The organism is Lentzea sp. NPDC102401, from assembly GCF_044765805.1.
In the GTDB taxonomy this organism is placed as follows: domain Bacteria; phylum Actinomycetota; class Actinomycetes; order Mycobacteriales; family Pseudonocardiaceae; genus Lentzea; species Lentzea sokolovensis.
In genome coordinates this window covers 438,439-461,510 of sequence record NZ_JBIWKS010000004.1, presented here as the reverse complement: position 1 = coordinate 461,510, position 23,072 = coordinate 438,439, and the positions used below count along the sequence as shown (strand labels likewise).

The 23,072-nt window shown below is 68.7% G+C and carries 25 protein-coding genes; 18 read left to right on the top strand and 7 right to left on the bottom strand.

The annotated features are described in order from the left end of the window. Positions 1 to 49: 49 nt before the first annotated feature. A complete protein-coding gene (locus tag ACIRG5_RS17280; RefSeq protein WP_402905657.1) occupies positions 50 to 391 on the top strand; it encodes an HIT domain-containing protein in 342 nt (113 codons plus the stop codon). 11 nt (positions 392 to 402) lie between these two features. Here the strand turns inward: ACIRG5_RS17280 and ACIRG5_RS17275 are convergent, their stop codons facing one another. Then, a complete protein-coding gene (locus ACIRG5_RS17275) occupies positions 403 to 1,608 on the bottom strand; it encodes a winged helix-turn-helix domain-containing protein (protein WP_402906190.1) in 1,206 nt (401 codons plus the stop codon). A gap of 70 nt (positions 1,609 to 1,678) precedes the next feature. On the opposite strand from ACIRG5_RS17275, the gene ACIRG5_RS17270 reads away from it, so the two are divergent. Together ACIRG5_RS17270 and ACIRG5_RS17265 are read left to right on the top strand one after the other, a co-directional pair. After that, positions 1,679 to 2,221 (top strand): GNAT family N-acetyltransferase, encoded by a 543-nt coding sequence (locus ACIRG5_RS17270; RefSeq protein WP_402905656.1) that lies wholly within the window; start codon positions 1,679 to 1,681, stop codon positions 2,219 to 2,221. 21 nt (positions 2,222 to 2,242) lie between these two features. Beyond that, positions 2,243 to 2,749 (top strand): hypothetical protein, encoded by a 507-nt coding sequence (locus ACIRG5_RS17265; RefSeq protein ID WP_402905655.1) that lies wholly within the window; start codon positions 2,243 to 2,245, stop codon positions 2,747 to 2,749. A 171-nt stretch (positions 2,750 to 2,920) separates the two neighbouring features. Here ACIRG5_RS17265 and ACIRG5_RS17260 read toward each other — a convergent pair whose 3' ends face one another. Together ACIRG5_RS17260 and ACIRG5_RS17255 are read right to left on the bottom strand one after the other, a co-directional pair. Continuing rightward, complete coding sequence (locus ACIRG5_RS17260; RefSeq protein WP_402905654.1) at positions 2,921 to 3,787, bottom strand: SRPBCC domain-containing protein; 867 nt, start codon at positions 3,785 to 3,787, stop codon at positions 2,921 to 2,923. After that, complete coding sequence (locus ACIRG5_RS17255) at positions 3,784 to 4,326, bottom strand: helix-turn-helix domain-containing protein (RefSeq protein WP_319977429.1); 543 nt, start codon at positions 4,324 to 4,326, stop codon at positions 3,784 to 3,786. Before ACIRG5_RS17255 ends, ACIRG5_RS17260 begins: the two co-directional genes overlap by 4 nt. Before the next feature lie 127 nt (positions 4,327 to 4,453). On the opposite strand from ACIRG5_RS17255, the gene ACIRG5_RS17250 reads away from it, so the two are divergent. Genes ACIRG5_RS17250 through ACIRG5_RS17240 form a run of 3 tightly spaced genes read left to right on the top strand, consistent with a single transcriptional unit; the run spans position 4,454 to position 6,565 of the window. Next, positions 4,454 to 5,437, top strand: a complete 984-nt coding sequence (locus tag ACIRG5_RS17250) for an aldo/keto reductase (RefSeq protein ID WP_402905652.1) — start codon at positions 4,454 to 4,456, stop codon at positions 5,435 to 5,437. Positions 5,438 to 5,443: 6 nt separating this feature from the next. Next, positions 5,444 to 6,052, top strand: coding sequence for a TetR family transcriptional regulator (locus ACIRG5_RS17245; RefSeq protein WP_402905651.1), 609 nt, complete (start codon positions 5,444 to 5,446; stop codon positions 6,050 to 6,052). Between the two features lie 18 nt (positions 6,053 to 6,070). Further along, positions 6,071 to 6,565 carry a hypothetical protein gene (locus ACIRG5_RS17240; RefSeq protein ID WP_402905649.1) on the top strand — a complete coding sequence of 165 codons (495 nt, stop codon included), beginning with the start codon at positions 6,071 to 6,073 and terminating at the stop codon, positions 6,563 to 6,565. Between the two features lie 27 nt (positions 6,566 to 6,592). Here the strand turns inward: ACIRG5_RS17240 and ACIRG5_RS17235 are convergent, their stop codons facing one another. Together ACIRG5_RS17235 and ACIRG5_RS17230 are read right to left on the bottom strand one after the other, a co-directional pair. After that, positions 6,593 to 7,537 carry a DUF4097 family beta strand repeat-containing protein gene (locus ACIRG5_RS17235; protein WP_402905647.1) on the bottom strand — a complete coding sequence of 315 codons (945 nt, stop codon included), beginning with the start codon at positions 7,535 to 7,537 and terminating at the stop codon, positions 6,593 to 6,595. A 5-nt stretch (positions 7,538 to 7,542) separates the two neighbouring features. Further along, positions 7,543 to 8,058 carry a toxin-antitoxin system HicB family antitoxin gene (locus ACIRG5_RS17230; protein WP_402905645.1) on the bottom strand — a complete coding sequence of 172 codons (516 nt, stop codon included), beginning with the start codon at positions 8,056 to 8,058 and terminating at the stop codon, positions 7,543 to 7,545. Positions 8,059 to 8,125: 67 nt separating this feature from the next. On the opposite strand from ACIRG5_RS17230, the gene thyX reads away from it, so the two are divergent. The 9 genes from thyX (at position 8,126) to ACIRG5_RS17185 (ending at position 15,636) form a co-directional block, all read left to right on the top strand. Further along, positions 8,126 to 8,830 (top strand): FAD-dependent thymidylate synthase, encoded by a 705-nt coding sequence (gene thyX / locus ACIRG5_RS17225; RefSeq protein WP_402905643.1) that lies wholly within the window; start codon positions 8,126 to 8,128, stop codon positions 8,828 to 8,830. Positions 8,831 to 8,835: 5 nt separating this feature from the next. Beyond that, complete coding sequence (locus ACIRG5_RS17220; protein WP_402905641.1) at positions 8,836 to 9,237, top strand: ACT domain-containing protein; 402 nt, start codon at positions 8,836 to 8,838, stop codon at positions 9,235 to 9,237. A gap of 71 nt (positions 9,238 to 9,308) precedes the next feature. Continuing rightward, positions 9,309 to 10,751, top strand: a complete 1,443-nt coding sequence (locus ACIRG5_RS17215; protein WP_402905639.1) for a protein kinase — start codon at positions 9,309 to 9,311, stop codon at positions 10,749 to 10,751. A gap of 2 nt (positions 10,752 to 10,753) precedes the next feature. Next, complete coding sequence (locus ACIRG5_RS17210) at positions 10,754 to 11,167, top strand: hypothetical protein (protein WP_402905637.1); 414 nt, start codon at positions 10,754 to 10,756, stop codon at positions 11,165 to 11,167. Between the two features lie 25 nt (positions 11,168 to 11,192). Next, positions 11,193 to 11,804, top strand: a complete 612-nt coding sequence (locus ACIRG5_RS17205; protein ID WP_319977417.1) for a TIGR03085 family metal-binding protein — start codon at positions 11,193 to 11,195, stop codon at positions 11,802 to 11,804. 19 nt (positions 11,805 to 11,823) lie between these two features. Continuing rightward, positions 11,824 to 12,720: a 4-hydroxy-tetrahydrodipicolinate synthase gene (dapA, locus tag ACIRG5_RS17200; RefSeq protein ID WP_402905635.1), complete on the top strand. Its 897-nt coding sequence runs from the start codon at positions 11,824 to 11,826 to the stop codon at positions 12,718 to 12,720. After that, positions 12,717 to 14,396 carry a ribonuclease J gene (locus tag ACIRG5_RS17195; RefSeq protein WP_093597582.1) on the top strand — a complete coding sequence of 560 codons (1,680 nt, stop codon included), beginning with the start codon at positions 12,717 to 12,719 and terminating at the stop codon, positions 14,394 to 14,396. Before dapA ends, ACIRG5_RS17195 begins: the two co-directional genes overlap by 4 nt. 77 nt (positions 14,397 to 14,473) lie before the next feature. After that, positions 14,474 to 15,277: a F0F1 ATP synthase subunit A gene (gene atpB, locus ACIRG5_RS17190; protein WP_402905633.1), complete on the top strand. Its 804-nt coding sequence runs from the start codon at positions 14,474 to 14,476 to the stop codon at positions 15,275 to 15,277. Continuing rightward, the gene (locus ACIRG5_RS17185; RefSeq protein ID WP_402905631.1) at positions 15,277 to 15,636 is read left to right on the top strand and encodes a hypothetical protein; all 360 of its coding nucleotides are present in this window, start codon (positions 15,277 to 15,279) and stop codon (positions 15,634 to 15,636) included. Before atpB ends, ACIRG5_RS17185 begins: the two co-directional genes overlap by 1 nt. 10 nt (positions 15,637 to 15,646) lie before the next feature. Here the strand turns inward: ACIRG5_RS17185 and ACIRG5_RS17180 are convergent, their stop codons facing one another. Then, on the bottom strand, positions 15,647 to 16,261 hold the full coding sequence (locus tag ACIRG5_RS17180; RefSeq protein WP_319977409.1) for a class I SAM-dependent methyltransferase: 615 nt from the start codon (positions 16,259 to 16,261) through the stop codon (positions 15,647 to 15,649). A gap of 137 nt (positions 16,262 to 16,398) precedes the next feature. Here ACIRG5_RS17180 and ACIRG5_RS17175 point away from each other — a divergent pair, with 137 nt between their 5' ends. Both ACIRG5_RS17175 and ACIRG5_RS17170 read left to right on the top strand, forming a co-directional pair. Then, positions 16,399 to 19,170 carry a BTAD domain-containing putative transcriptional regulator gene (locus ACIRG5_RS17175; protein ID WP_402905629.1) on the top strand — a complete coding sequence of 924 codons (2,772 nt, stop codon included), beginning with the start codon at positions 16,399 to 16,401 and terminating at the stop codon, positions 19,168 to 19,170. Positions 19,171 to 19,218: 48 nt separating this feature from the next. Then, positions 19,219 to 19,899, top strand: a complete 681-nt coding sequence (locus ACIRG5_RS17170; protein WP_402905627.1) for a hypothetical protein — start codon at positions 19,219 to 19,221, stop codon at positions 19,897 to 19,899. On the opposite strand, the gene ACIRG5_RS17165 is transcribed toward ACIRG5_RS17170, so the two are convergent. Further along, complete coding sequence (locus tag ACIRG5_RS17165) at positions 19,796 to 20,569, bottom strand: lysophospholipid acyltransferase family protein (protein WP_402905625.1); 774 nt, start codon at positions 20,567 to 20,569, stop codon at positions 19,796 to 19,798. The genes ACIRG5_RS17170 and ACIRG5_RS17165 overlap by 104 nt on opposite strands. A 118-nt stretch (positions 20,570 to 20,687) precedes the next feature. On the opposite strand from ACIRG5_RS17165, the gene ACIRG5_RS17160 reads away from it, so the two are divergent. After that, positions 20,688 to 23,069: a DNA translocase FtsK 4TM domain-containing protein gene (locus ACIRG5_RS17160; protein WP_402905623.1), complete on the top strand. Its 2,382-nt coding sequence runs from the start codon at positions 20,688 to 20,690 to the stop codon at positions 23,067 to 23,069. Positions 23,070 to 23,072 lie beyond the last annotated feature (3 nt).

Sequence of the window (23,072 nt, the reverse complement as noted above, 5' to 3'; positions counted from 1 at the left end):
GGTTCCCGATCAGGGGGTACCCCTGCGTCAGCGTGAGCACGGGGGCGGCATGGGGCCGGACTGGTACTGCGACGAGATCATCCCGGGCAGGACCGAGGTCGAGGTGCTCGTCCGGACCGGGAACACGCTCGCCTTCCGCCCGCCTCTGCCGGGTTTCGGCACAGACCACGTCATCGTGATCCCCACCCGGCACGTCTCGTCCCTGCTCGACCTCGACGACGACCTCGCCCTGGAACTGCTCGCCACCGTCAAAACCGTCGCCGCCCAGGCAGTCGAGCAGCACGGCGGCTGCCAGGTGCTCACGACGCTGGGCAGCGAGCAGCACAACAGGCACCTGCACTGGCACGTCGCGGTCGGCAGGGGAGTCGCCCGGTTCGTGAAACCGGACTGACGTGAAACCGGTCAGCCGTTGAGCACGGCCGCGATCAGGTCCGCCGCCAGATCCCCCTTCTGCACCACCAACACGTCCTCCAGCCCCAGCCAGTCGGCCATGTGCCGCAGCTCCGCGGCCAGCTCCGAAGCGACCCGCCCGCGCTCCACGCCTTCCTCGGCCCACGCCGACTGCACCCGCAGCACCCCGGCCGCGCGGTCCGCCTTGATGTCCACGCGGGCCACCAGCGCGCCGTCCAGCAGGAACGGGAACACGTAGTAGCCGTGCACGCGGCGCGGCTCCGGCACGTAGATCTCGATGCGGTACCGGAACCCGAAGATCCGCTCGGTGCGCGCCCGCTCCCAGATCAGCGGGTCGAACGGGCAGAGCAGCGCGCGGCCGACGACCCGGCGTGGGGCGCGCGCGTCGACGTGCCGGTAGCCGACGCCGCGCCAGCCGTCGACGGCCACCGGTTCCAGCACGCCCTCCTCCACCAGGGAGGCGACGGCGGCCTGGGAGCGGCGCGGGTCGAGGCGGTAGTAGTCGCGCAGGTCGGGTTCGGTGGCCACGCCCAACGCGACGGCGGAGCGCAGGACCAGTTCGCGGGCGCCCTCGTCCGCGGTCCACTTCTGGCCCAGGACTTCGGCCGGGATGACGCGTTCGGTCAGGTCGTACAGGCGCTCGAACGAGCGGCGGGTGCCCGTCGTCAGGACGCCCACGCCGAACAGGACTTCGCAGATGCGCTTGACCTCGGACCAGTCCCACCACGGGCCCTTAGCGCGGCCTGAGTCGCCCATGAGGGCCTTCTCCAGGGTTCCGGCGCCGATCGGGCCGAGTTCCTTCACCGCGGCCAGCACGTCGTCGACCAGCTGGGGGGAGCGTTCGAGGATGGTCTGGTAGTTCTGCCACCAGCCACGCTTCTTCGCGCCCGAGTGGAACAGGGGCCAGTCGAGCACCGGTACCAGGGACGCCTCGTGCGCCCAGGTCTCCACCAGCATGCGGGGCTTGCGCGTGGAGTGCGTCCAGGCGGCCTCGTCCAGCAGCGTGGGCTCGTAGGAGCCGAGGCGGGAGAACAGCGGCATGTAGTGCGCGCGCACGGCCACGTTCACCGAGTCGATCTGCAGCAGCTGCACACGGGACAGGACGCGTTGCAGGTGTCTGCGGGTGGCCGCCGACGGCCGAAGGTCGGTGAAACCCTGGGCGCCCAGGGCGATTCGACGGGCGACGTCCGCACTCATCCTCTGCACGTCGCCGATGTTGCCACGCACCCCTGACAATTCCGCGACGTGCCGTCGATAGGCTGCGGTTATGGCCGACGCCGGCGTGCACATCGCCACCGCTGCTGACCTTTCGGAGATCGTCCGCATCCATCGGGAGACGTGGCGGCTCGCCTACGCCGAACTGCTGCCGCCCGAGGTCCTCGACACGCTCGACGCCGACGACGCGTGGGCGCTCGCCGTCCAGAGCGGCGCGGTGCTCAAAGCGACCGAGGGCGAGTGGACCGTCGGATTCGTCGTGGCCAGCAAGGCGCCGGACGGCGAGGTGGCCAAAGCGGACGGAACGCTCCCGGACGACGCGGCGACCACGGCGCTGCTCAGCGTCCTGGTGGAACCCCGCTGGGGACGGCGCGGGCACGGCACGCGGCTCGTCGCGGAGGCGGCGAGGAGGCTTGACGAAACGGGTGCCACGCGCGGCATCGCGTGGGTGCCGGAAGCCGACAAGGCGTCGCGGAACTTCTACGAACGACTGGGCTGGACGGGGGATGGCACCGTGCGCACGTTGGACGCAGGCGGTCGTCCGTTGCGCGAGGTCCGGGTGTCCGGTCCGCTGACCGTCCGACTCGGCGACTGAGATCTGTGTAACCTCGGCCGGGTGCTCGCCCTGGTTGGCCTCACCTTCGGGGTCGCGCTCGGCTCAGCCATCGTTCCCCTGATCAGCATCGAGATGTTCGTCCTGGGACTTTGCGCGCGCTGGCCCGACACGTCTTTCTGGATCGTCGGCCTTTCGGTGGCGGTCGGCCAGGTGCTGGGCAAGCTGCTGTACTTCTACGCCGCGCGGGGCGACATCCACCTGCCGAAGTTCCTGCACCGCAAGCCGAGTGACAAGCCGTCCAAGCTCAGGCGCTGGTTCGGACCGGGCACGCGCATGCACCGCTGGGGCGACTGGATCAACGTGAAGTGCAAGGCGCACCCGAACTGGATGGCCGGCACGCACGGGGTGAGCGCCCTGGTCGGGGTGCCGCCGTTCATGGCGACGAGCGTGCTCGCCGGCCTCGCGGGCATGTCCACCACGATGTTCGTCGCGACCGGCCTGGTGGGCCGCTTCGCGAGGTTCAGCGTTCTCGCCGCCTCACCGGCGATCGTGATGGCCTGGATCTAGTAGCTGAAGAGGATCGACGCCGTCACGGAGAAGGCGATCAGGACTGCGGCGACGGCGATGCGCGCTGACTCGAGCACGACCCTGAAGCTATCGAGCAACGACCGACGAAAACCAGGCGCAAACGGGTGAGAGCCGGATGATCTGGCTCTCACCCGCCCGTTTCGCACTCGATTATTCGAGGACGAGAACGCCGTCAGGCACACCGGGGATGTCGAACGAGTGCCACATCGGACGCCAGCCGGGCAGTTCCAGCATGCGGCGCAGGTCCGCGAACCCGGACAGCCAGCCCATCCACGGCCCGTAGGGAGGGGGGGCCGTGTCGAAGCCGCTCTGCACGAACGTCAGCCGCGTCCTGCCCTCCGAGCCCTTCAGCTCCCAGGACGTCACCATCCCGCCGGGGAACTCCAGCGCGAGGTTCGCCTCGTCCAGTGCGATGACCTTCGCGGGGTTCTCCTCCTCCGCGAGGCTCCCCATCGCCCACCGGCCGCCGACGTGCGGCTCGATCTCCATCCGCGCTCCGAACCACCGCGCGAACACGGCAGGATCGGTCAGCGCCTCGATGATGGCCGCCGGCGTCGCCGCGATGTCGAACTCGAACCGCTGCTCGGGCGACGTGAAGTCGCAGAACCCCAGCACCGGCCGGCCCTCCACGAGTTCGACCAGGTTCCCCAGCGCCAGCGGCCAGAACGTCTGGAGGACCTCCGACTGGTCGTCGCCAACGCCCCAGGTCGGGTACGGGGACTGCGTCACCGCGATGAGCGTCTCGCCGTCGCTCTCCTCCACAGCGAGCTCAAGGGTGTACTCGGTGCCGTACAGCAACCACGAGTAGCGCACCGACCTGTCGTCGAATCCCAGCAGCTTCTGCCGGCCGCGTTCGCCGTCCGGCGTGTAGCGCCCCCAGAACTCGTACTCGCCGCCCTCCAGATCCACGTGGGCGTGCTCGGCCAGCCACACCCGCAGGTCGCCGGCGGTCGTCAACGCCCGGTAGATCCGCTCGGCGGACGCGGACGTGCGGACGCGGATGGTTCCGGTGCTCATCGGTCTTCTCCTTTTGGGTAGCAGGCGAGCGCGATGCGGAACGCATCCCCCTCCGCGCCGCCATAACGGGTGAAGAGGTCCTGCAACGTCGTCTGCAGCTCGGCCAGGAACTGCTGCCGCTCCTCTGGACGCACCCGGATCTCGCCGGACACGCCGACGGACGGCAACTCGCTGGAGCGGTCCAGCGCCGCCACGTCCGCCTGCACCTGCTCGGCGAGGTCGACGAGGTGGCCCAGCACGAGCTCGTCGCGCGACCCGATCCGGCCGACCAGCCGCGGCGACAACCAGTACGACCGCGCCGCGGCCTGATAGAGGCCTTCCTGGACGCCACGCACCTTGCGTTCGGACACCTGGGTCGCGAGACCGGCCTTGACCAGCTGTTTCACGTGGTAGTGCACACGTTGCGGCGTCTGGTCGAGCACCTCGGCGACCTCGGTGCACGAACGCGGCGCGGCGAGCTGCCGCAGCACCTCCACGCGCTGCGGCTTGAGCAGGGTCTCGGCCTGCTCCATCCGGTCCAGATAGATCACGTCTCTCATCGCAAAAAAGACTTTGAACGTTCAAAACTCTTTTGTCAATGGACCGAACAACTATGGACTGACAGATATTGAAATCTGTCAGTCCATCGGGCATGGTGGAGAGACCGAAGAGACGAAGGGGTTCGAAATGCAGAAGCGTCAGCTCGGAGCCACCGGCCCGGTCGTGTCCGCCATCGGCCTGGGCTGCATGGGCATGTCCAACGCCTACGGCCCGGCCGACCGGGACGAGAGCATCGCGACCATCCACACCGCCCTCGACGCGGGCGTCACGCTCCTCGACACCGGTGACTTCTACGGCCAGGGCCACAACGAGATGCTCGTCGCCGAGGCCATCAAGGGCCGTCGCGACGAGGTGCAGCTCAGCGTCAAGTTCGGCGGCATGCGCGACGCCGACGGCGCGTTCATCGGGTTCGACACCCGGCCGGTCGCCGTGGCCAACTTCCTCGCGTACTCGCTGGAACGCCTCGGCACCGACCACGTCGACATCTACCGGCCGGCGCGGCTCGACCCGAGCGTGCCGATCGAGGACACCATCGGCGCCATCGCCGAGCAGATCGACAAGGGCCGCGTCCGGCACATCGGCCTGAGCGAGGTCGGCGCCGAGACCATCCGCCGCGCGCACGCCGTGCACCCGATCGCGGACCTGCAGATCGAGTACGGCCTGCTGGAGCGCGGTGTCGAGCGGGAGATCCTGCAGACCACCCGTGAACTCGGCATCAGCATCACCGCGTACGGCGTGCTGTCGCGCGGCCTGATCTCGGCCACGCCGCTCACGCTCGACGCGAGCGACTGGCGCGGTCACGCGCCCCGGTTCCAGGGCGACAACCTGACCCGCAACCAGAGCCTGGTCGAGAAGCTCGACGAGATCGCGAAGAGCAAGGGCGTCACGGTCGCGCAGCTCGCGATCGCGTGGGTCGCGTCACGGGGTGAAGACGTGGTGCCTCTCGTCGGCACGACCAAGCGTGCGAGGCTGAACGAGGCGATCGGTGCCGTCGACGTGACGTTCACCGAGGCAGAATTGCGGGAGATCGAGGCCGTCGCTCCGCTCGGAGCCGCCGCGGGCACGCGTTACGCGGCCGAGCAGATGGCCATGCTGGACAGCGAGAGGTGAGATGAAGTGGCGGAGGCGTTGACCTCGGAGGCGATCCTCGCGGCGACCGAAGAGGTCCTGCGCAGGTACGGCCCCGCCAAGGCGACGGTGGTCGACGTCGCCAAGGCGCTCGGGGTCAGCCACGGCAGCGTCTACCGCCACTTCGCGACCAAGGCCGCGCTCAGGGAGGCCGTGACCCGGCGCTGGCTCGACGCGATCCACGAGGAGATGGAGAGGGAGTTCGAGCCGTCCCTCTCCGCCTCCGACATGCTGAGGGACTGGCTGCAGCGGCTCTTCGACAAGAAGCGGCTCTCGCACACCGAGGACGTGGAGCTGTTCACCACGTTCCGGACGCTCGTGGGCGAGAACAGCGCCGTCATCGAGTACCACCTGGAGCACCTGGTCGGTCAGGTCGCGCGCATCATTCGCGCGGGAGTGGATACCCACGAGTTCGTGACCGACGACGTCGACAGGACGGCGCAGGCGGTGTGGGACGCGACGCAGGTGTTCCACCACCCGGCGCACGCCCAGGAGTGGGGGAATCCTCACATTCAGGACGCGTTCGACGCCGTCGTCTCACTGGTCGTAGCTGGACTGCGGTACAACCGAATCCCTAGTGCCACAGGCGATGCTTGAGGGTCACGGAGGTGAACGGTGCCGCCTGACGAGTGGATCGATCTGCTGGGAGCGCCCGAGAGGCGGCCCGACCCGGTCGACTGGGACGCGGTCAAAGGCCGGGCGGGCACGGCGTTGCCCAGCGATTTCGTGCATCTCGCCGAGGCCTATCCGCCTCTGATCGTCGGCGGTTACGTCCGGATCCTGCACCCGACAGCACGTGCCGGTTTCATGAACTGGATGTCGCTGGCGCCCAAGATGCTGCGTGCGCTGCGGCGCCAGCCGGGCCTGCGCGTGCACCCGGACGTGCCGGGCCTGCTGCCCTGGGGCATGACCGTCAACGGCGACCACTGCCTCTGGTACAGCAAGGGCGAGCCGGACGAGTGGACCGTGGTGATCACGGACATGATGCAGAGCTGGTCGTACGGCGGGAACTTCTCGAGCTTCATCAGGAAGTTCCTGACCGGCGAGATCCGCTGCCCGCTCTTCCCGGACGACGTCCCCGGCGGCTCCAAACCGTTCCAGGAGCCCTAGCCGGAGACGTCTTTTCCGACCCCCCGGTCAGCTTGAAGCGGCGGTCACCAGAGCGTTGCCGCTGCCCGTGCGGCCCGTGACCGACAAACTGGCGTCACCCAGCGGCGCGGACGAGACGTCGAAATCGCTGCGGGCGGTGCCGGACGTGGACACCAGGTCGATGCGCGCGAGCGTGCCCTGCCGGATGCCGACGCGGATGTGGCCAGAGCCGGTGCCCAGGTGGATCTCGCCGGACGCCGCGTCGGCCACGGTCAGATCACCGCTGCCGGTGCGGACCTGGACGTTGCCCTGCACCGCGCCCAGCCACACGTCGCCGGTCCCGGTGATCAGCGTGGTCGTACCGCCGACCGACGACACCTCGACGTCACCGCTGCCCGTCTTGGCCTTCAGCGACGAGAGCATCGTGCCCAGGCGCACGGTGCCGGCACCCGAGTTCACGTTGGCCTCGCCGGTCGCCCGGTCCGCGGACACGCTGCCCGTGCCGGTGTTCAGGTCGAGACGACCCGCACCGCCCGTGACGATGACGTCAGCCGCACCGGTCCGTGACGACACGTGCGACCCCATAGGAGCCGTCACCACCACGGAGAGCGGTACGGCACGCAACGGCAGCGCCTTGGACGACTCGATGCGCAAACGGTTGCCCAGCAGCTCGATGCGTGCGTCGCGCACGGCCTCCTCCGGGCCCGACGGGGGAGTCGCCTTGTCGGCGCCGAACTGGCCGCTGACCCAGCTCAGCACGCTCGACAGACCCTCGGTCCACGAGTTGCCCGCGTTCGGGTCGTGCCGCACCTCGACGTGCACACCGGGCCCGTCGACGAGCTGCACCTGCACCCGGCCGCTGAGCAGCGAGATGTCGATCTCGGCGACACCCGCGAACTCGAAGCTCTGCCGGCGCACCACGCCTGCGGGCTCCGCAGGCTCGGAAGCCGGTTCCGGAGTCGGTTCGGTCGGTTCTGAAGTCGGTTCGGTCATCGCGCTCACCCCTGCACCCATCCGCGGACGCGCGAGCCCGAGCCGGCGTTTCCGCTCCACCCCTTGTGTCCGTGATGCTTGTGCTTGCTGTGCACCGCGCCGCCCACGGCCTGCTGGATGAACGAGTTCAGCGACACGCCCTGAGCCGCGGCGGCGGCCTCGGCCTTCGACTTGAGCTCGTTGATCATGCGCAGCGTGATGCGGCTGATGTCACCCGTGGCGTCACCTGCGCCAAAGTTCGGCACCTCGTGCCGCGGGGCCGGTTCCGGCTCCGGTTCGGCCGAGCCGGTGACGACCACCTGGACGTCACGGCCTGCCAGCCGGACGTCCACGACCTGGCCGTCCAGGGAGGCGGTGACCTCCGCGGCCAGGTCGGACAGTGCGTTCATGATTGCCAGTCGCGCGGCTGGCTCGAGCGCTGCGGACAACGCGGCGGCCGTTCGACGGGTGTTCTCGTCCCCCGCTGATGCGGCCGTCGCCAGGTCCTCGCGCAGTGACGCGATGTACGGCGACAGATCCATGACACCACTATGACGTCACTTCCGACATCGTGCAACCACCACCTGATGTCAGGGCTAATCTCGGCCCATGCCGAGAGTGCGTTTGGTGGCTAAGACCGAGTTCATCCCGCCGGACGACGTGCCGTGGACGACCGACGCGGACGGCGGCGCGGCGCTCGTCGAGTTCGCCGGCCGGGCTTGCTACCAGTCGTGGGACCGCTCGAACCCCATGACGAACACCAACGCGACGTTCCTGCACCACCTGCTCGACGTCGGGCACCTCGCCGCGTTCGAGCACGGCAGCGCGTCGCTCTACCTGACCGAGCTGTCCCGTTCGCTCACCCACGAGCTGATCCGGCACCGGCACTTCTCGTACTCGCAGCTCTCCCAGCGCACCGACCCGACCGACGTCGTGGAGCCGGACCTGATCGCGAAGGACCCCGAGCTGCACGCGCGGTTCGTCGCCGCGACGGAGGCGAGCCTCAAGGCCTACGAGGACCTCGTGCAGAGCCTGGAGAAGACCGTCAACGGCCGGCGCGCGCGGCAGATCGCACGGTCCGTGCTGCCCAACGCGACCGGCACCGAGATCGTCGTGACGGGCAACTACCGCTCGTGGCGGCACTTCATCGCGATGCGCGCCACCGAGCACATCAACGTCGAACTGCGTGAGCTCGCCATCGCCTGCCTGCGCGAACTGACCAAGGCCGCGCCGAACGCGTTCGCTGACTTCGTCATCTCGACACTCCCGGACGGCACAGAAGTTGCCTCCAGCCCACTGGTGGTTGAAGGCTGACGCCCATGAAGCGGCTCATCGTGGACGTCCGGCCCGGCGAATACGCGGTCACGCGCCTGGCGGCGGACGCTCCCGTCCCCGCCGGGCTGCTCGACCTCACCGACGTGCTGGTGTCCGTCACCAGGACGCCGGCCGAGTTGTCGATCATCGCGCCGGCATCGTTCGCCGTGGACGGTGACACCGCGGAGAAGGGCTGGCGGCTGCTCACCGTGCGCGGGCCGCTGGAGTTCACGCTCACCGGCATCATGGCCGCTCTGGCCGGTGAACTGGCGGCCGCGGGCGTCTCGCTGTTCGCGTTGTCCACTTACGACACGGACCACCTGTTGGTGAAGCACACAGATCTGGAGCGTGCGGTGCTCGCTTTGCGTGCCGCAGGTCACGAACTGGTTGTAGCGCCGGAAGCCTAGGAACCGATCCTCCATTAGGCGGGTCTGAAGTACCGTCAACGACCCCGGTTCCGAGGTAGTAGGAGCGCACGTTGCACGGACAGGCTGTCGAACCACGCGTCATCGCGGGCAGGTACGCCCTGATCGCGGAGCTCGGTCGTGGCGGCATGGGCATCGTCTGGCGCGCCCAGGACCGTCACATCGGACGCTTCGTCGCGATCAAGGAACTGCACCTGCCGGACGGCATCGCGCACGAGGAACGCCGCGTGCTCGAAGAGCGCGCCCTGCGTGAGGCGCGCACCGCCGGCAAGCTCAACGACCCCGCCGTCGTGACGGTCTACGACGCGATCAACGAGAACGGCCTGACCTACATCATCATGGAGCTGGTCGACGCGGCGACGCTGTCGACGTTGATCAGCACGCACGGCCCGATGCCGCAGAATCAGGTCGTGTCGATCGCGCTGCAGGCGTTGTCGGCGCTCGAGACCGCGCACCAGGCCGGGATCGTGCACCGCGACGTGAAGCCCGGCAACCTGATGGTGCGCCCGGACGGCAAGCTCAAGCTCACCGACTTCGGCATCGCCCAGGCCGTCGACGACCCGCGCCTGACCACCAGCGGCAGCCTCATCGGCTCGCCCGCGTACATGGCGCCGGAACGCATCCACGGCCACGAGGCTGGCCCCGCGTCCGACCTGTGGGCTCTCGGAGCCACGCTTTGCTACGCCGTCGAGGGCTGGAGCCCGTTCGAGCGCTCCTCCACGGCCTCGACGCTGCACGCGATCATGAGCGAGACGCCGCGGCTGACCCGTGCGACGGGCGTGCTGAGCGCCGTCATCACCGGTCTGCTGATCGCGGACCCGAACGCCCGCCTGTCCGGCCCGCAGGCCCGCGCGATGCTCTCCAGCATCGGCAACCAGCCGACGCCGCCCACCGGCATCGCGCCGGCGCAGACCCAGCAGTACCAGCAGGCCGCGGCCGTCGATCCGGCGAAGAAGAAGCGCAACCGCGTCTTCGCGTTGGTCGGCGCCGTCGTCATCGCCGCGGCGGCGTTCACGGGCGGCATCTTCGCGCACAAGGCGTTCACGACGCCCGGAGCCAGCAGCGGCAGCCAGGCCCTCACCTACGGCGAGGGTGCCGAGGTGCCGGTGTTCGGGCTCTACGAGAACACGTGCGGCATCGGTGACGTCGCGCCGGCCAAGCTGCTCAACTCCGACACCCGCGAGGAGTGCGACAAGCCGCACGACTTCGAGGTGTTCGACGTGATCGACACGCTGCCCGTCGCGTCGAACCTGCCCGACGCCGCATATCCCGGAGTCGACTCCCTGAAGAGCCTCGGCGTGGCACGCTGCGAGATGACGCTGAACTCGCAGTGGGTCAAGGACGGATCGAAGCTCAAGCTCACCACTCTCGTGCCGAGCGAAAGCTCGTGGACCAAGGACAAGAGCGGTAACGCCGAGCGCAAGATCTGGTGCCTCGCCAGTGCCAAGGACAGCAGCAAACTCGACGGCTCGATCAGCGCGAAGAAGGACAACTGAACGTGAAGAGACGGATCATCTCCGCCTTGTTGGTCCTCGGCAGTGCGGCCGCCCTGACGGCGTGCGCCAGCAACGAGGACAAGTTCGTCGCCGAGCTCAAGGCCGCCGGTTTCAGCAACCCCGGCGAACCGAGCACGGAGACCGAGAAGAAGTCCAAGAAGGTCGGCAAGCGCACGATCAAGTCCTCGGAGAAGACCATCGAGGTGATGGTGCGGGTGAAGGGCTGCGACCTGGAGATGGCCAAGACCTCCGGGCAGTCCGGCTACTGGCTGGACGAGCTGCACGTCAACGGGCAGGAACCGGACTGGCCCGGTTACCCCGAGAACCTGAAGCGCGACCAGGTGGTCAAGCTGCTGGCCGACAACTCGTCCAAGCCCGACGGGTTCAAGAGCTGCTACAAGCCGAACGAGGCCTGACAGCCGGCTGTGGTGCAATAGGGGTGTGAGTCTCGCCCGTGACGAACGCAAGGCGCTCGTCGACCTGATGACCGAGCTCGGCCCGGACGCGCCGACCTTGTGCGGCACCTGGCTGACCAAGGACCTGGCCGCGCACCTCGCGATCCGCGAACGCCGCCCGGACACCGCGCCGGGCATCGTGCTGCCGGTCTTCGCGAAGTGGACGGAGAAGGTCCAGGAGGACTACACGCACAAGGCGTGGAGCGAACTCCTCGATCTGGTCCGCACGCCTCCGTTCTGGATTCAGCCGGTCGACGACCTGATGAACACGGGCGAGTACTTCGTGCATCACGAGGACGTGCGGCGTGCGCAGACCGATTGGGAGCCGCGGCCGTACGACGAGCGACGCGAAAAGGTCCTGTGGAAGCTGCTGCCGTTCACCGCGCGCATGACGTACAAGTCGTCGCCCGTGGGCGTGACGCTCGTACGGCCTGATGGCGAGCACATCGTCGCCAAGCAGGGCGCGAACGGAGTGGTGATCACCGGTGAGGTGTCCGAGCTCGTGATGCTCGCGTTCGGGCGCGATGAGGCCCGCGTGGAATACAGCGGTGACGCCGACGCGGTGCAACGGGTGCGGTCGTTGAACCGAAGTGTGTGAACTCGGGTAGTTTCTGCGCATGCCAGGAAGCCCGTACGCAGGGCCGGACCGCCCGTTCGGCCGCGTTCTCACCGCTATGGTCACGCCTTTCGACTCGCGCGGCGAGGTCGATCTCCCCAAGGCGCAGGAACTGGCGAAACACCTGGTGGACCTGGGCAACGACGGCCTGGTCGTGAACGGCACGACCGGCGAGAGCCCGACGACGACCGATCGGGAGAAGGCCGCGCTGATCACGGCCGTCGTCGAAGCCGTGGGCGACCGCGCGACCGTGGTCGCCGGCGCCGGCACGTACGACACCGCGCACAGCGTTCACCTGGCGCAGCAGGCCGAGAAGTCCGGAGCGCACGGCGCTCTGGTCGTGACGCCGTACTACTCGAGGCCGCCGCAGGAGGGCCTGCTGGCGCACTTCACCGCCGTCGCGGACGCGTCGGAACTGCCGGTGATGCTCTACGACATCCCGCCGCGCGCGGTCGTGCCGATCGAGGTCGACACCCTTCTGCGCCTGGCGGAACACCCGCGGATCCTCGCCGTGAAGGACGCCAAGGGCGACCTGCACGCGGGCAGCAGGGTGATCGCGAGCACCGACCTCGCCTACTACTCGGGTGACGACCCGCTGAACCTGCCGTGGCTGTCCGTGGGCGCCGTCGGGTTCGTGAGCGTCATCGGCCACCTCGCGGCGGATCGCCTGCGGGATCTCATTGATGCGTATGAATCCGGAAACGTGGTCCGGGCAAAAGAAATCCACGAGTCGCTGCTGCCGTTGCTGCGACCATTCCGCCGGGTTCCCGGCGTGACGTACACGAAGGCTGCGCTGCGCCTGCGCGGACTGGACGTGGGTGAGCCCCGTCTGCCGCTGGTGCCTGCCGCAGCCGAGGACATCGAGGCCATCGCGGCCGAACTGGGAGTCAACGCGTGACCCAATCGACCGAACTACCGCCCGCACTGCCGGAAGGCGGCCTCCGCGTCGTCGCACTCGGCGGAATTGGCGAGATCGGCCGCAACATGACCGTCTTCGAGCATGCCGGAAGGCTGCTCGTGGTCGACTGCGGCGTTCTTTTCCCCGAAGACGACCAACCGGGCGTGGACCTGATCCTGCCCGACTTCCGCGCCATCGAGGACCGGCTCGACGACATCGAGGCCATCGTCCTGACGCACGGCCACGAGGACCACATCGGCGCGGTCCCGTTCCTGCTGAAGCTGCGCCCCGACGTGCAGGTCGTGGGTTCCCGCTTCACGCTGGCGCTGCTCGCCGCCAAGTGCCGTGAGCACCGCCAGACCCCACGGCTCGTGGAGGTCAAGGAGGGGGAGCGGCGCTCGTACGGGCCGTTCGAGCTCGAGTTCTTCGCCGTCAACCACTCCATCCCGGACGCGCTGGCCGTGGCCATCCGCACCGCCGCGGGGCTCGTCCTGCACACCGGCGACATCAAGCTCGACCAGCTGCCCCTGGACGGCCGCCTGACCGACCTGGCGGGCTTCTCGCGCCTCGGCGACGAGGGCGTCGACCTCTTCCTGGTCGACTCGACCAACGCCGAGGTGCCCGGCTTCGTGGTGCCCGAGCGCGAGATCGGCCCCGTGCTGGAGAACGTGATCCGCAAGGCGGACCAGCGGGTCATCGTGGCCTGCTTCGCCTCGCACGTGCACCGCGTCCAGCAGGTCCTCGACGTCGCCGTGCAGTACAAGCGCAAGATCGCGTTCGTCGGCCGGTCGATGGTCCGCAACATGGGCATCGCGTCCGACCTGGGCTTCCTGAACGTGCCCGACGGTCTGTTCGTCGACCTCGACGTCGCGATGCGGATGGAGGAGGACGAGGTCATCTTCGTCTCCACCGGGTCGCAGGGAGAGCCGCTGTCGGCGCTGTCTCGCATGGCCCGCGGCGACCACCGCCAGATCTCGATCCGGGAGGGCGACACGGTGATCCTCGCGTCGTCGCTGATCCCCGGCAACGAGAACGCGGTCTTCAACGTCGTCAACGGCCTCGCCAAGCTCGGCGCGACCGTCGTGCACCAGGGCAACGCCAAGGTGCACGTCTCCGGCCACTCACCGGCCGGCGAGCTCCTGTTCCTCTACAACGCCGTGCGGCCGTCCAACGTGATGCCGGTGCACGGCGAGTGGAGGCACTTGAGGGCGAACGCGGCTCTGGCGGTCGCCACCGGCGTTGCCGAGGACCACGTGGTGATCGCCGAGGACGGCGTCGTCGTGGACCTGATCGACGGCAAGGCGGCGGTGTCCGGCCGCGTCGTCGTCGGCCACGTGTACGTCGACGGCCTGTCCGTGGGCGACGTCGGCGAGTCGACGCTGTCGGACCGGCTGGTGCTGGGAGAGGGCGGCTTCATCTCGATCTCGGTCGCCATCGACCAGACGACCGGGCGGGCCGTGACGGCGCCGACGATCTCCGGCCGCGGCTTCTCCGACGACCCCAAGGCGCTGGAGGCCGTGGTGCCGCTCGTGGAGATGGAGCTGGCGCGCACCGAGGCCGAGGGCATCGCCGACACGCACCGCGTGGCTCAGGCCGTGCGCCGCGTCGTCGGGCGTTGGGTGGCGGAGACCTACCGCCGCCGGCCGATGATCGTGCCGACCGTCATTCCGGTGTGACCGTGACCCTGCTGTGATCTGCGTCCCCCTCGTCCGCTAAAGTCTGGTCCCAGACCATGGACGAGGGGGTTCGCCCTATGGCCGGTAACGACGTCTTCAGCCCTCCGGGCAAAGAAGACATTCTGCTTCCACCTATTTTCACCTGGCGCGAGCCGCTGGGTCTGCCGTTCGACTTCTCCGTCACCAAACCGCAGGCGCTGCTGGTCCTGTCGGTGGCGATCATCCTGGCGTTCTTCCTGGTCACCACCAGGAGCATGAAGCTGATCCCGTCGCGCTGGCAGTTCGCCGCCGAGTCGGTCTACGACTTCGGTCGCAACACCATCGCGCGTGAGCAGATAGGCGCCAAAGAATTCGCGCCGTACGTGCCGCTGATCGTCAGCATCTTCTGCTTCGTGCTCGTGAACAACCTCTACGGGTTGATTCCGTTCATCCAGTTCCCGACGTTCACGCACAGCGGGTTCCCCGCGGCCGTCGCGTTGCTGATCATTTTCCCGCTCTACCACTACGTGGGCATCAGGAAGTTCGGGCTCAGGGGCTATCTGCGCAACCAGTTCGTCATTCCGGACGTGCCGAAGCCCGTGCTGTGGGGCCTGCTGATCCCGACCGAGGTCATCCTCAAGTTCTTCTTCGACCCGGTGAACCTCGCGATCCGGGTGTTCGCGGCGATGTTCGCGGGCCACCTGCTGATCCTGGTGTTCACGATCGGCAGCGAGTTCCTGCTGTTCAACGCGCCGATCTACCTCAAGCCGGTGTCGCTGCTGGGCTTCGCGCTCGCCATCGCGCTGTTCTTCCTGGAGGCGCTGGTGCAGGTTCTGCAGGCCTACATCTTCGCCCTGTTGTCGGCGCACTTCATCGGCCGAGCGCTGGCGGAGCAGCACTGATGGGGATGTACGTCGGTGTGCGCGGCTGGGTCGAGTTCACCCACGGACAGCGCGAAGTGGTCGAGCAGGTGCTGGCCACGCACCACCACGACCTGTACTCCGCCGGGTGGGCGATTCCGTCGCGGCCGTTCAACTCGACGCTGTACGTGTTCTACGGCGGCGACATCCGTGAGCAGTCCGTCGACTGGCTGCGCGCGCAGGTCGCCGAACTGGCGCGGCTGGTGGATGCCGACGGCGATCGGCCGGTCGGGTTCTTCCTGCTGACCGACGAGCGGTTGCAGGCGAGCGCGTGGACCGTGCAGGACGGCGACGTGCGTGAAGGTGCGGCGCCGGTCGAGCTCCGCCCGTTCGCTCGCTAGCGCCGCTGGACTAAGGGCGCTGGCACACCAGGTGCAGCGACTCCTCGGGCATGGCGCCGGGGTAGGACGGGGTGAAGACCGGCCGGCTCCGGCGCACGACCCGCAGGCCGACCTGGCCCAGGTGCGCCTCGAAGTTCTCCTCGGAGAACGACGACACCTCGATCTCCTGGCCCATCCAGGGCAGGGTGACCTGTTCGACGTCGACGGCGACGGTGGCGAGGAAGAAGTGGCCGCCGGGCCGCAGCCAGGTCGAGATCCGGCCGAGGGTCTGGATGATCTCGGCCTGGGTCATCTGCAGCAGCGAGAAGACGGCGCAGATGACGTCCCACGAACCGGGAGGTGACTCGAAGTCGCGGATGTCGATCTTGTGGAACGTGGCGTCGGGGACCTGGGTGGTCGCGATGTCGACCATCACCGGGGAGACGTCGAGACCGGTGACCCTCATGCCCGCCTTGGCCAGCGTCCGCGCCACGGGAACGCCCGTGCCGCAGCCGATGTCCAGGACGCGCGAGCCGGAGGGCTGGGTCGCGGCGAACCACGCGAGAGTGCCGTGCAGTGCGGGCTGGTGCGACCAAGCGCGTTGGTATTCCAGCCCGAGAGTGTCGAATACCTCGGCCGCGTTCATTCCCCGCCCCTCATTTCGGCCCAATCCACCTGAGTGAAGTGTGGAGAACCTCTCTGCACGCCTTCTGGATGGCTTCTGGACGAAAACTGACGGTAGGTTGCTAGCTGAACGCGGACAGCGACGAAGTGAGACACAGGGTGCAGAACGAGTTGCGCGTCAGCTTGCTGGGCGCGCTCGCGGCCACGGTGGACGGCAAGGAGCTCACGCTCGGTCCGCCGCGGCAGAGAGCTGTGCTCGCCGTGCTCGCGTTGCGCGCGAATCACGTCGTGTCGCGCAGTGAGCTCATCGACGCCGTGTGGGGCGAAGATCCACCCGCCAGCGCCGACAACGGCATCCACACCTACGTCGCGGGGCTCCGCAGGCTCTTCGAACCGGACAGGGCGTCGCGGGCGCCGAGTTCCGTGCTGCTCTCCACGAACGCTGGATACTTGCTGAGGTTGCCGTCCGGTAGTTCGGACGCCGCTGTTTTCCGCGCGCGTCTGGACGAGGCCGGGCGTCTGCGCGACAGGCCCGCCGAGGCCATCACGGCGTTCGACACCGCGCTGGATCTGTGGCGGGGCCTCGCTCTGGACGGTGTCCCCGGGCCGTTCGCGGCGGTGGAACGCGCGCGCCTGGCCGAGATGCGACTCACGGCCGTGGAGCAGCGTGCGGCGTTGATGCTGACGGTCGGGCGTGAGGCCGAGGTGGCGGCGGAACTCACCACGTTGGTCAGCGCGCATCCGTTGCGCGAGAGGCTGCACGGCCTGCTGATGTCCGCGCTGTTCCGCGGCGGACGGCAGGCGGAGGCGCTCGCCGTCTACACGGACCTGCGCCGGCTGCTGATCGAGGAACTGGGCATCGAGCCCGGTCCGGAACTGCGCCACCTGCACGAACAGGTGCTCGTCGGCCGTCACGACCCGCAGCCGGAACCCGCGGCGCCCGTGCTGGTGCCGGTCCAGTTGCCGCACGAGATCCGCGACTTCACCGGCAGGGAGAAGGAGCTCGCGAAGCTCGCCGAGGTCGTTCCGCACGACCACTCGCCGGTGCTCGTCGCGATCACCGGCACCGGCGGCGTCGGCAAGACCGCGCTGGCCGTGCGGTTCGCGCATCAGGTGGCGTCGCGGTTCCCGGACGGTCAGCTGCACGTCGACCTGCGCGGGTTCGACTCGTCGGCGCCGCCCGTGCAGCCCGCCGCCGCGTTGCACCAGTTGCTGCAGAGCCTCGGCGTGCCGTCCGAACGCATTCCGGAGGACCTGCCCGCGAAGTCCGCGCTGTACCGCAGTGTCCTTGCGGGCAAACGGGTTCTGGTGCTGCTCGACAACGCGCGGCTGGCCGAGCAGGTCCGTCCGCTGCTGCCGGGCCGGTCGACGTCGATGGTGCTCGTGACGTCCCGCAACCACCTCGGCGGCCTGGTCGCCCGTGATGGCGCGCATTCGCTGACGTTGTCGATCCTGACCCGTGACGAGGGGCTGGCGCTGCTGACGTCCGCGGTGGGCGCGGACCGCGTCGCCGCCGAACCCGCCGCCGCGGCCAAGCTCGTCGAACTGTGCGGGCATCTGCCACTGGCGGTGCGGATCGCGGCCGAACGCGTCGTCACGCGCCCGCATCTCACGCTGGCCGATCTCGCGAGCGATCTCGCCGACGAGCACGACCGGTTGAACGTGCTGGCCACGGGCGACGACGAGGACACGGCCGTGCGTGCCGCCTTCTCGTGGTCGTACCTCGCGCTGAAACCGGACGCCGCCAGGATGTTCCGGCTGATCGGACTGCATCCCGGCGCCGAGATCAGTCTGAACGCCGCGGCAGCGCTCGTGGGTGCGCCGGTGTCGCGGGCGCGAACGTTGCTGGACGTGCTGGCTGGCGGGCACATGGTGGAGGAGGTCGCGCGCGGCCGGTTCCGGCTGCACGACCTGCTTCGCCTGTACGCCACGGAACTCAGTGCCACCGAGGAGTCGTCGGACGGCCGCGACGAGGCCGTGAAACGCCTGCTGGGCTGGTACTTCGACACCGCGAACGCCGCGGGCACCGTCATCGCACCGCCGGACCACCCCGCGTTCCTGCTGCCTCCACTGTCCACTCAGGACTTCATCGCGCACGACGAGGCCTTCACCTGGTGCCGCACGGAATCCGCGAACCTGCTGGCGGCGGCGAGGCTCGCGGAGGAGCACCACTCGCCGGCGGCGTGGCAGATCCCGGTGGCGCTGTGGAACTACTTCATCGTGTCGAGTGCACTGGACGAGTGGACTCGCACGTACCGCGTCGCCGAACGCACCGCCGCCCGTGACGGCAACCAGGCCGCGCGCGCGTGGGCGGTGCACGGCCAGGCGCTCTCGGCGTTCCGCGGTCAGCGTTTCGCGGACGCGTTGGAACTCTTCGACCGCGCGCTCGCGATCCGGCGCGAGATCGGCGACTCCGCCGGTGCCGCGTGGAGTCTGACCGGCCTGGGCATGGCGTACGGCGGCCTGCGCCAGTTCGACCTCGCCGTCGATCGGTTCGGCGAGGCCCTGCGCGGGCACGCCGAGGTCGGTTCGTGGTTCGGGGAGGGCGGCACGAGGTTGTTCCTGAGCGACAACCTGCGCTCGGCGGGTCAGTTCGAGGCGTCGCTGGAGTCGGCGCGGACGGCGTTCGAACTGATGGACTCGCACGACGCTCCCCACGGCAAGGCCATGGCGCTCGTGAGCATCGGCTGGGCGCAGGCGAAGCTGGGGCTGCGCGTCGAGGCGCGCGACTCGTTCCGGCACGCGGTCGCGTTCCTGCGCGTGCTCGGCGACCGCAAGAGCCTCGCGGAGGCGTTGCACGGCTTGGGGGAGACGAGTGCCGGTCAGCCGGACGTGGCGCGGACGCACCTGCTGGAAGCGTTGACGATCTACGAGGACTACGACCACCCGCTCACTCCTGAGGTGCGGGCTCGGCTGCACGAGCTCTCCTAGGGGCGATCCCTGATGTGCTCGTGCTGATGCGTAGGCAAGCTACATGTCATGCAGAAGCGCGCTCGGACCCTGTTGGTGTGGCTGCACGTCGTCACGTCCGTGGGCTGGCTCAGCCAGGCCGTGGCGTTGCTCGCCCTCGTGCTCTACGGCATGAAGTCGGGTGACCTCAACGCGTTCAGGATGGCTCGCTACCTCGACCACAGCGTGCTCGCGATCATGGCCAACACCAGCGCGTTCAGCGGCTTCATGCTCAGCGCCACGACGCCGTGGGGCTACTTCCGGCACTGGTGGGTGCTCGCGAAGTTCGTGATCACGATCAGCCAGCTCTACATCGGCGTCTTCATCCTGAGCGACAACCTGCAGGAAGCCCTGAACGGGCACGTCACCGCGTGGATGCCGGTCGGCACCGCGCTCATGATCGGCGCGATCGCGTTCCAGGCGTGGCTCAGCGTCGCGAAACCGTGGGGGCGCACGCCGTGGGCGGACTCGAAGGTCAAGCTGCCCACGGCGAGCGCGTTCACGTTCGTCGCGGCACTGGTCATCCCGGTGATCGACTTCGCGATCAGCCTGTGGAGGGGCAATCCGATGCCGCTGCTCATGCTGATCACGGTGATCGGTTACTCGATCAGGCGGGCCGCCAGGGCGAGACGCCGGTCGTCGGGCGGGTCGGGTCCTGGAAGCGCGGCACGTCCGGCTCGTCGAGACGCAACGGCGCCAAGCCCTCGGTGATCGCGCGCATGATCCGCTCGTGCGCGCGCCGGGCGTCGCCCATCGTCTCGGCGTTCAGGTCCGTCAGTTCGACGGGCTTGCCGAAGTGGACCTTGAACGTCGGCCGCTTGCGGACCGCGCGCAGCCACGACGTCAGGTACGGCAGAGCGTCCCTCCAGCCGGAGACGTGCAGGTTGCCCCAGTACACGGCCTCGTGCGCGCCCCACTGGCTGATGGGGATCACCGGGATGCCGCCGCCCAGCGCCATGCGGGCCACGCCGGTCTTGCCGCGCTCCGGCCACAGACCGGGGTCGAGGCTGATCTTGCCCTCGGGATAGACGGCGATCGGGTCGCCGCCCTTCCGCAACGCCTCGACGGCCCGGTGCATCGCCTCACCGACGTTCGCCGACCGCCGATCGACGCGCAGGTGACCGCACGCCTTCAGCGCCGGGCCCAGGATCGGTGCGTCGAGCAGACCGCCCGCGAGCATGAACCGCGGGTTGACGCCGATCTTTCGGCAGGCCGCGATGAGCACCATCGGGTCGAGGTTGCCGATGTGGTTGGAGGCGAGCAGCAACGGCTTGCCGAGAAGGTCCGGCGGGATGTCGCCCGAGACCTCGAGCTTGCCAGTCAGCGCGATCAGGCCCCGGTCGACCACCATGAGCACGCGCCAGAAAAGCGGTGTGGACACGCGGGGCAGCGTACGGCGTGTCGGAACGACACCGTGCCGGTTCCGGAGAACCATGAGGTTTCGCACGCGTCCCAGTTGCGAACGTGGCTGGTGAGACGCGAGGGACTACCTTATACACATGGCCGGGCGCACAGGGACTTCGAGAAAGACCACGTCACGCGGCAAAGCACCAGCCAAGCCGCGGGCGCGATCCACCGCGTCCAGAAAGCCCGCACCACGCAAGAGTGGCGGCGCCATCAGTGCCGTGTGGGGTGCTTTGGGCCGTGGTGTCGGCAGCATCGTGCGCACCGTCAGCCGTACCAAGGACCTCGATCCCGAACACCGTCGTGACGGCCTGGGACTGCTGCTGATCGCGCTGGCGGTCATCACCGGCGCGGGCGTGTGGTGGCAGGCGGGCGGACCGGTCGGGCAGTGGGTCGACGTCGCCGTGCGCAGCTCCGTCGGGTTCCCGGCGGTGATCGTGCCGGTCGTGCTGCTCGGCATCGGCGTCACGCTGATGCGCACCGACCCGAAGCCCGACGCGCGGCCGCGGCTGATCATCGGCTCGTTGCTGATGATGATCGGCGTGCTCGGCATGTTCCACCTCATCGGCGGCCTGCCGATGGACCCGCTGCAACGCCGTAGCGCCGGTGGAGCCCTCGGTTATCTGGCCGGTGGATTCCTGGCGCAGGGTTTGACGCCGTGGGTCGCCGGGCCGTTGCTGTTCCTGATCTTCGGCTACGGCCTGCTGGTCGTGACGCACACGCCGATTCGCCAGGCGCCCGAACGCATTCGCTCGCTGCTGCACCCCGGCACCAAGTCCTCGGACGAGCCCGCCGACGAGGAGGAGCCCGCCGAGGAACCGAAGCCGGTGCGCCTGCGCCGCCCGTCCCGCCGCCGTCAGGCCGTCGAACCCGTCGAGGAGGAGACGCAGTCCGAACTTCCGCTGGACGAGCCTTCGGAGCCCGCCCCGAAGCCCGCTCCGAAGGAGAAGAAGGCCGTGGCGCCGGCGATGGCCGTGCGTGCCGTCGAGGGCGAGTACCAGCTGCCGCCGCCGGACGTGCTCAAGGACGGCGACGCGCCGAAGACCCGCAGCAAGGCGAACGACCTCATGATCGAGGCGATCTCCGGCGTGCTGGACCAGTTCTCGATCGACGCCCAGGTCACCGGCTTCACCCGCGGCCCGACGGTCACGCGCTACGAGGTCGAGCTCGGCCCCGGCGTGAAGGTCGAGAAGATCACCGCCCTGACCAAGAACATCGCGTATGCCGTGGCGACGGACAACGTCCGCCTGCTGGCCCCGATCCCCGGCAAGTCGGCCGTGGGCATCGAGGTCCCCAACAGCGACCGCGAGATGGTGCGGCTGGGCGACGTGCTGCGCGCGTCGTCCACGGTCAAGGACACGCACCCGATGGTGATCGGCCTCGGCAAGGACATCGAGGGCCACATGGTCACCGCGAACCTGACGAAGATGCCGCACCTCCTGGTCGCGGGCTCCACGGGTTCCGGTAAGTCGTCGTTCGTGAACTCGATGCTGGTCTCGCTGCTCGCGCGAGCGACGCCGGACGAGGTCCGCATGATCCTGATCGACCCGAAGATGGTCGAGCTGACGCCGTACGAGGGCATCCCGCACCTGATCACGCCGATCATCACGCAGCCGAAGAAGGCGGCGGCCGCGCTGGCGTGGCTCGTCGAGGAGATGGAACAGCGCTACCAGGACATGCAGGTCAACCGCGTGCGTCACGTCGACGACTTCAACCGCAAGGTGAAGTCCGGCGAGATAACCGCGCCGCCCGGCTCCGAGCGCGTCTACCGGCCGTACCCATACATCATGGCGATCGTCGACGAGCTCGCCGACCTGATGATGACCGCCCCGCGCGACGTCGAGGACGCGATCGTCCGCATCACGCAGAAGGCCCGTGCGGCCGGCATCCACCTCGTGCTGGCGACGCAGCGCCCGTCCGTCGACGTCGTCACCGGTCTGATCAAGACGAACGTGCCTTCGAGGCTGGCCTTCGCGACGTCGTCCCTGACGGACTCGCGGGTCATCCTGGACCAGCCGGGCGCCGAGAAGCTGATCGGCATGGGCGACGCCCTGTACCTGCCGATGGGCGCCTCGAAGCCGGTGCGCATCCAGGGCGCGTTCGTGGGCGACGAGGAGATCTCGTCGATCGTCGAGTTCACCAAGAACCAGGCGCAGCCCGAGTACACCGACGGCGTCACGGCGCAGAAGGCGGCGGAGAAGAAGGAGGTCGACGCCGACATCGGCGACGACCTGGAGCTGCTCGTGCAGGCGACCGAGCTGATCGTGACGTCGCAGTTCGGCTCGACGTCGATGCTGCAACGCAAGCTGCGCGTCGGGTTCGCGAAGGCGGGGCGCCTCATGGACCTGCTGGAGACCCGCGGCGTGGTCGGGCCGTCCGAGGGCTCGAAGGCACGTGAGGTGCTGATCAAGCCGGACGAGCTCGAGTCCGTGGTCTACCTGATGCGCGGAGGCGGCCCCGCCGACGACGAGGACTGAGGA

What these genes read in the sequence shown, in the direction of transcription:
- atpB (WP_402905633.1), top strand. Translation starts at nt 14,474, where the DNA reads ATGGCCGGTAACGACGTCTTCAGCCCTCCGGGCAAAGAAGACATTCTG.
- ACIRG5_RS17280 (WP_402905657.1), top strand. Translation starts at nt 50, where the DNA reads ATGGGGCCGGACTGGTACTGCGACGAGATCATCCCGGGCAGGACCGAG.
- ACIRG5_RS17170 (WP_402905627.1), top strand. Translation starts at nt 19,219, where the DNA reads ATGCAGAAGCGCGCTCGGACCCTGTTGGTGTGGCTGCACGTCGTCACG.
- ACIRG5_RS17230 (WP_402905645.1), bottom strand. Translation starts at nt 8,058, where the DNA reads ATGGATCTGTCGCCGTACATCGCGTCACTGCGCGAGGACCTGGCGACG.
- ACIRG5_RS17270 (WP_402905656.1), top strand. Translation starts at nt 1,679, where the DNA reads ATGGCCGACGCCGGCGTGCACATCGCCACCGCTGCTGACCTTTCGGAG.
- ACIRG5_RS17255 (WP_319977429.1), bottom strand. Translation starts at nt 4,326, where the DNA reads ATGAGAGACGTGATCTATCTGGACCGGATGGAGCAGGCCGAGACCCTG.
- thyX (WP_402905643.1), top strand. Translation starts at nt 8,126, where the DNA reads ATGCCGAGAGTGCGTTTGGTGGCTAAGACCGAGTTCATCCCGCCGGAC.
- ACIRG5_RS17250 (WP_402905652.1), top strand. Translation starts at nt 4,454, where the DNA reads ATGCAGAAGCGTCAGCTCGGAGCCACCGGCCCGGTCGTGTCCGCCATC.
- ACIRG5_RS17235 (WP_402905647.1), bottom strand. Translation starts at nt 7,537, where the DNA reads ATGACCGAACCGACTTCAGAACCGACCGAACCGACTCCGGAACCGGCT.
- dapA (WP_402905635.1), top strand. Translation starts at nt 11,824, where the DNA reads ATGCCAGGAAGCCCGTACGCAGGGCCGGACCGCCCGTTCGGCCGCGTT.
- ACIRG5_RS17185 (WP_402905631.1), top strand. Translation starts at nt 15,277, where the DNA reads ATGGGGATGTACGTCGGTGTGCGCGGCTGGGTCGAGTTCACCCACGGA.
- ACIRG5_RS17180 (WP_319977409.1), bottom strand. Translation starts at nt 16,261, where the DNA reads ATGAACGCGGCCGAGGTATTCGACACTCTCGGGCTGGAATACCAACGC.
- ACIRG5_RS17160 (WP_402905623.1), top strand. Translation starts at nt 20,688, where the DNA reads ATGGCCGGGCGCACAGGGACTTCGAGAAAGACCACGTCACGCGGCAAA.
- ACIRG5_RS17260 (WP_402905654.1), bottom strand. Translation starts at nt 3,787, where the DNA reads ATGAGCACCGGAACCATCCGCGTCCGCACGTCCGCGTCCGCCGAGCGG.
- ACIRG5_RS17220 (WP_402905641.1), top strand. Translation starts at nt 8,836, where the DNA reads ATGAAGCGGCTCATCGTGGACGTCCGGCCCGGCGAATACGCGGTCACG.
- ACIRG5_RS17275 (WP_402906190.1), bottom strand. Translation starts at nt 1,608, where the DNA reads ATGAGTGCGGACGTCGCCCGTCGAATCGCCCTGGGCGCCCAGGGTTTC.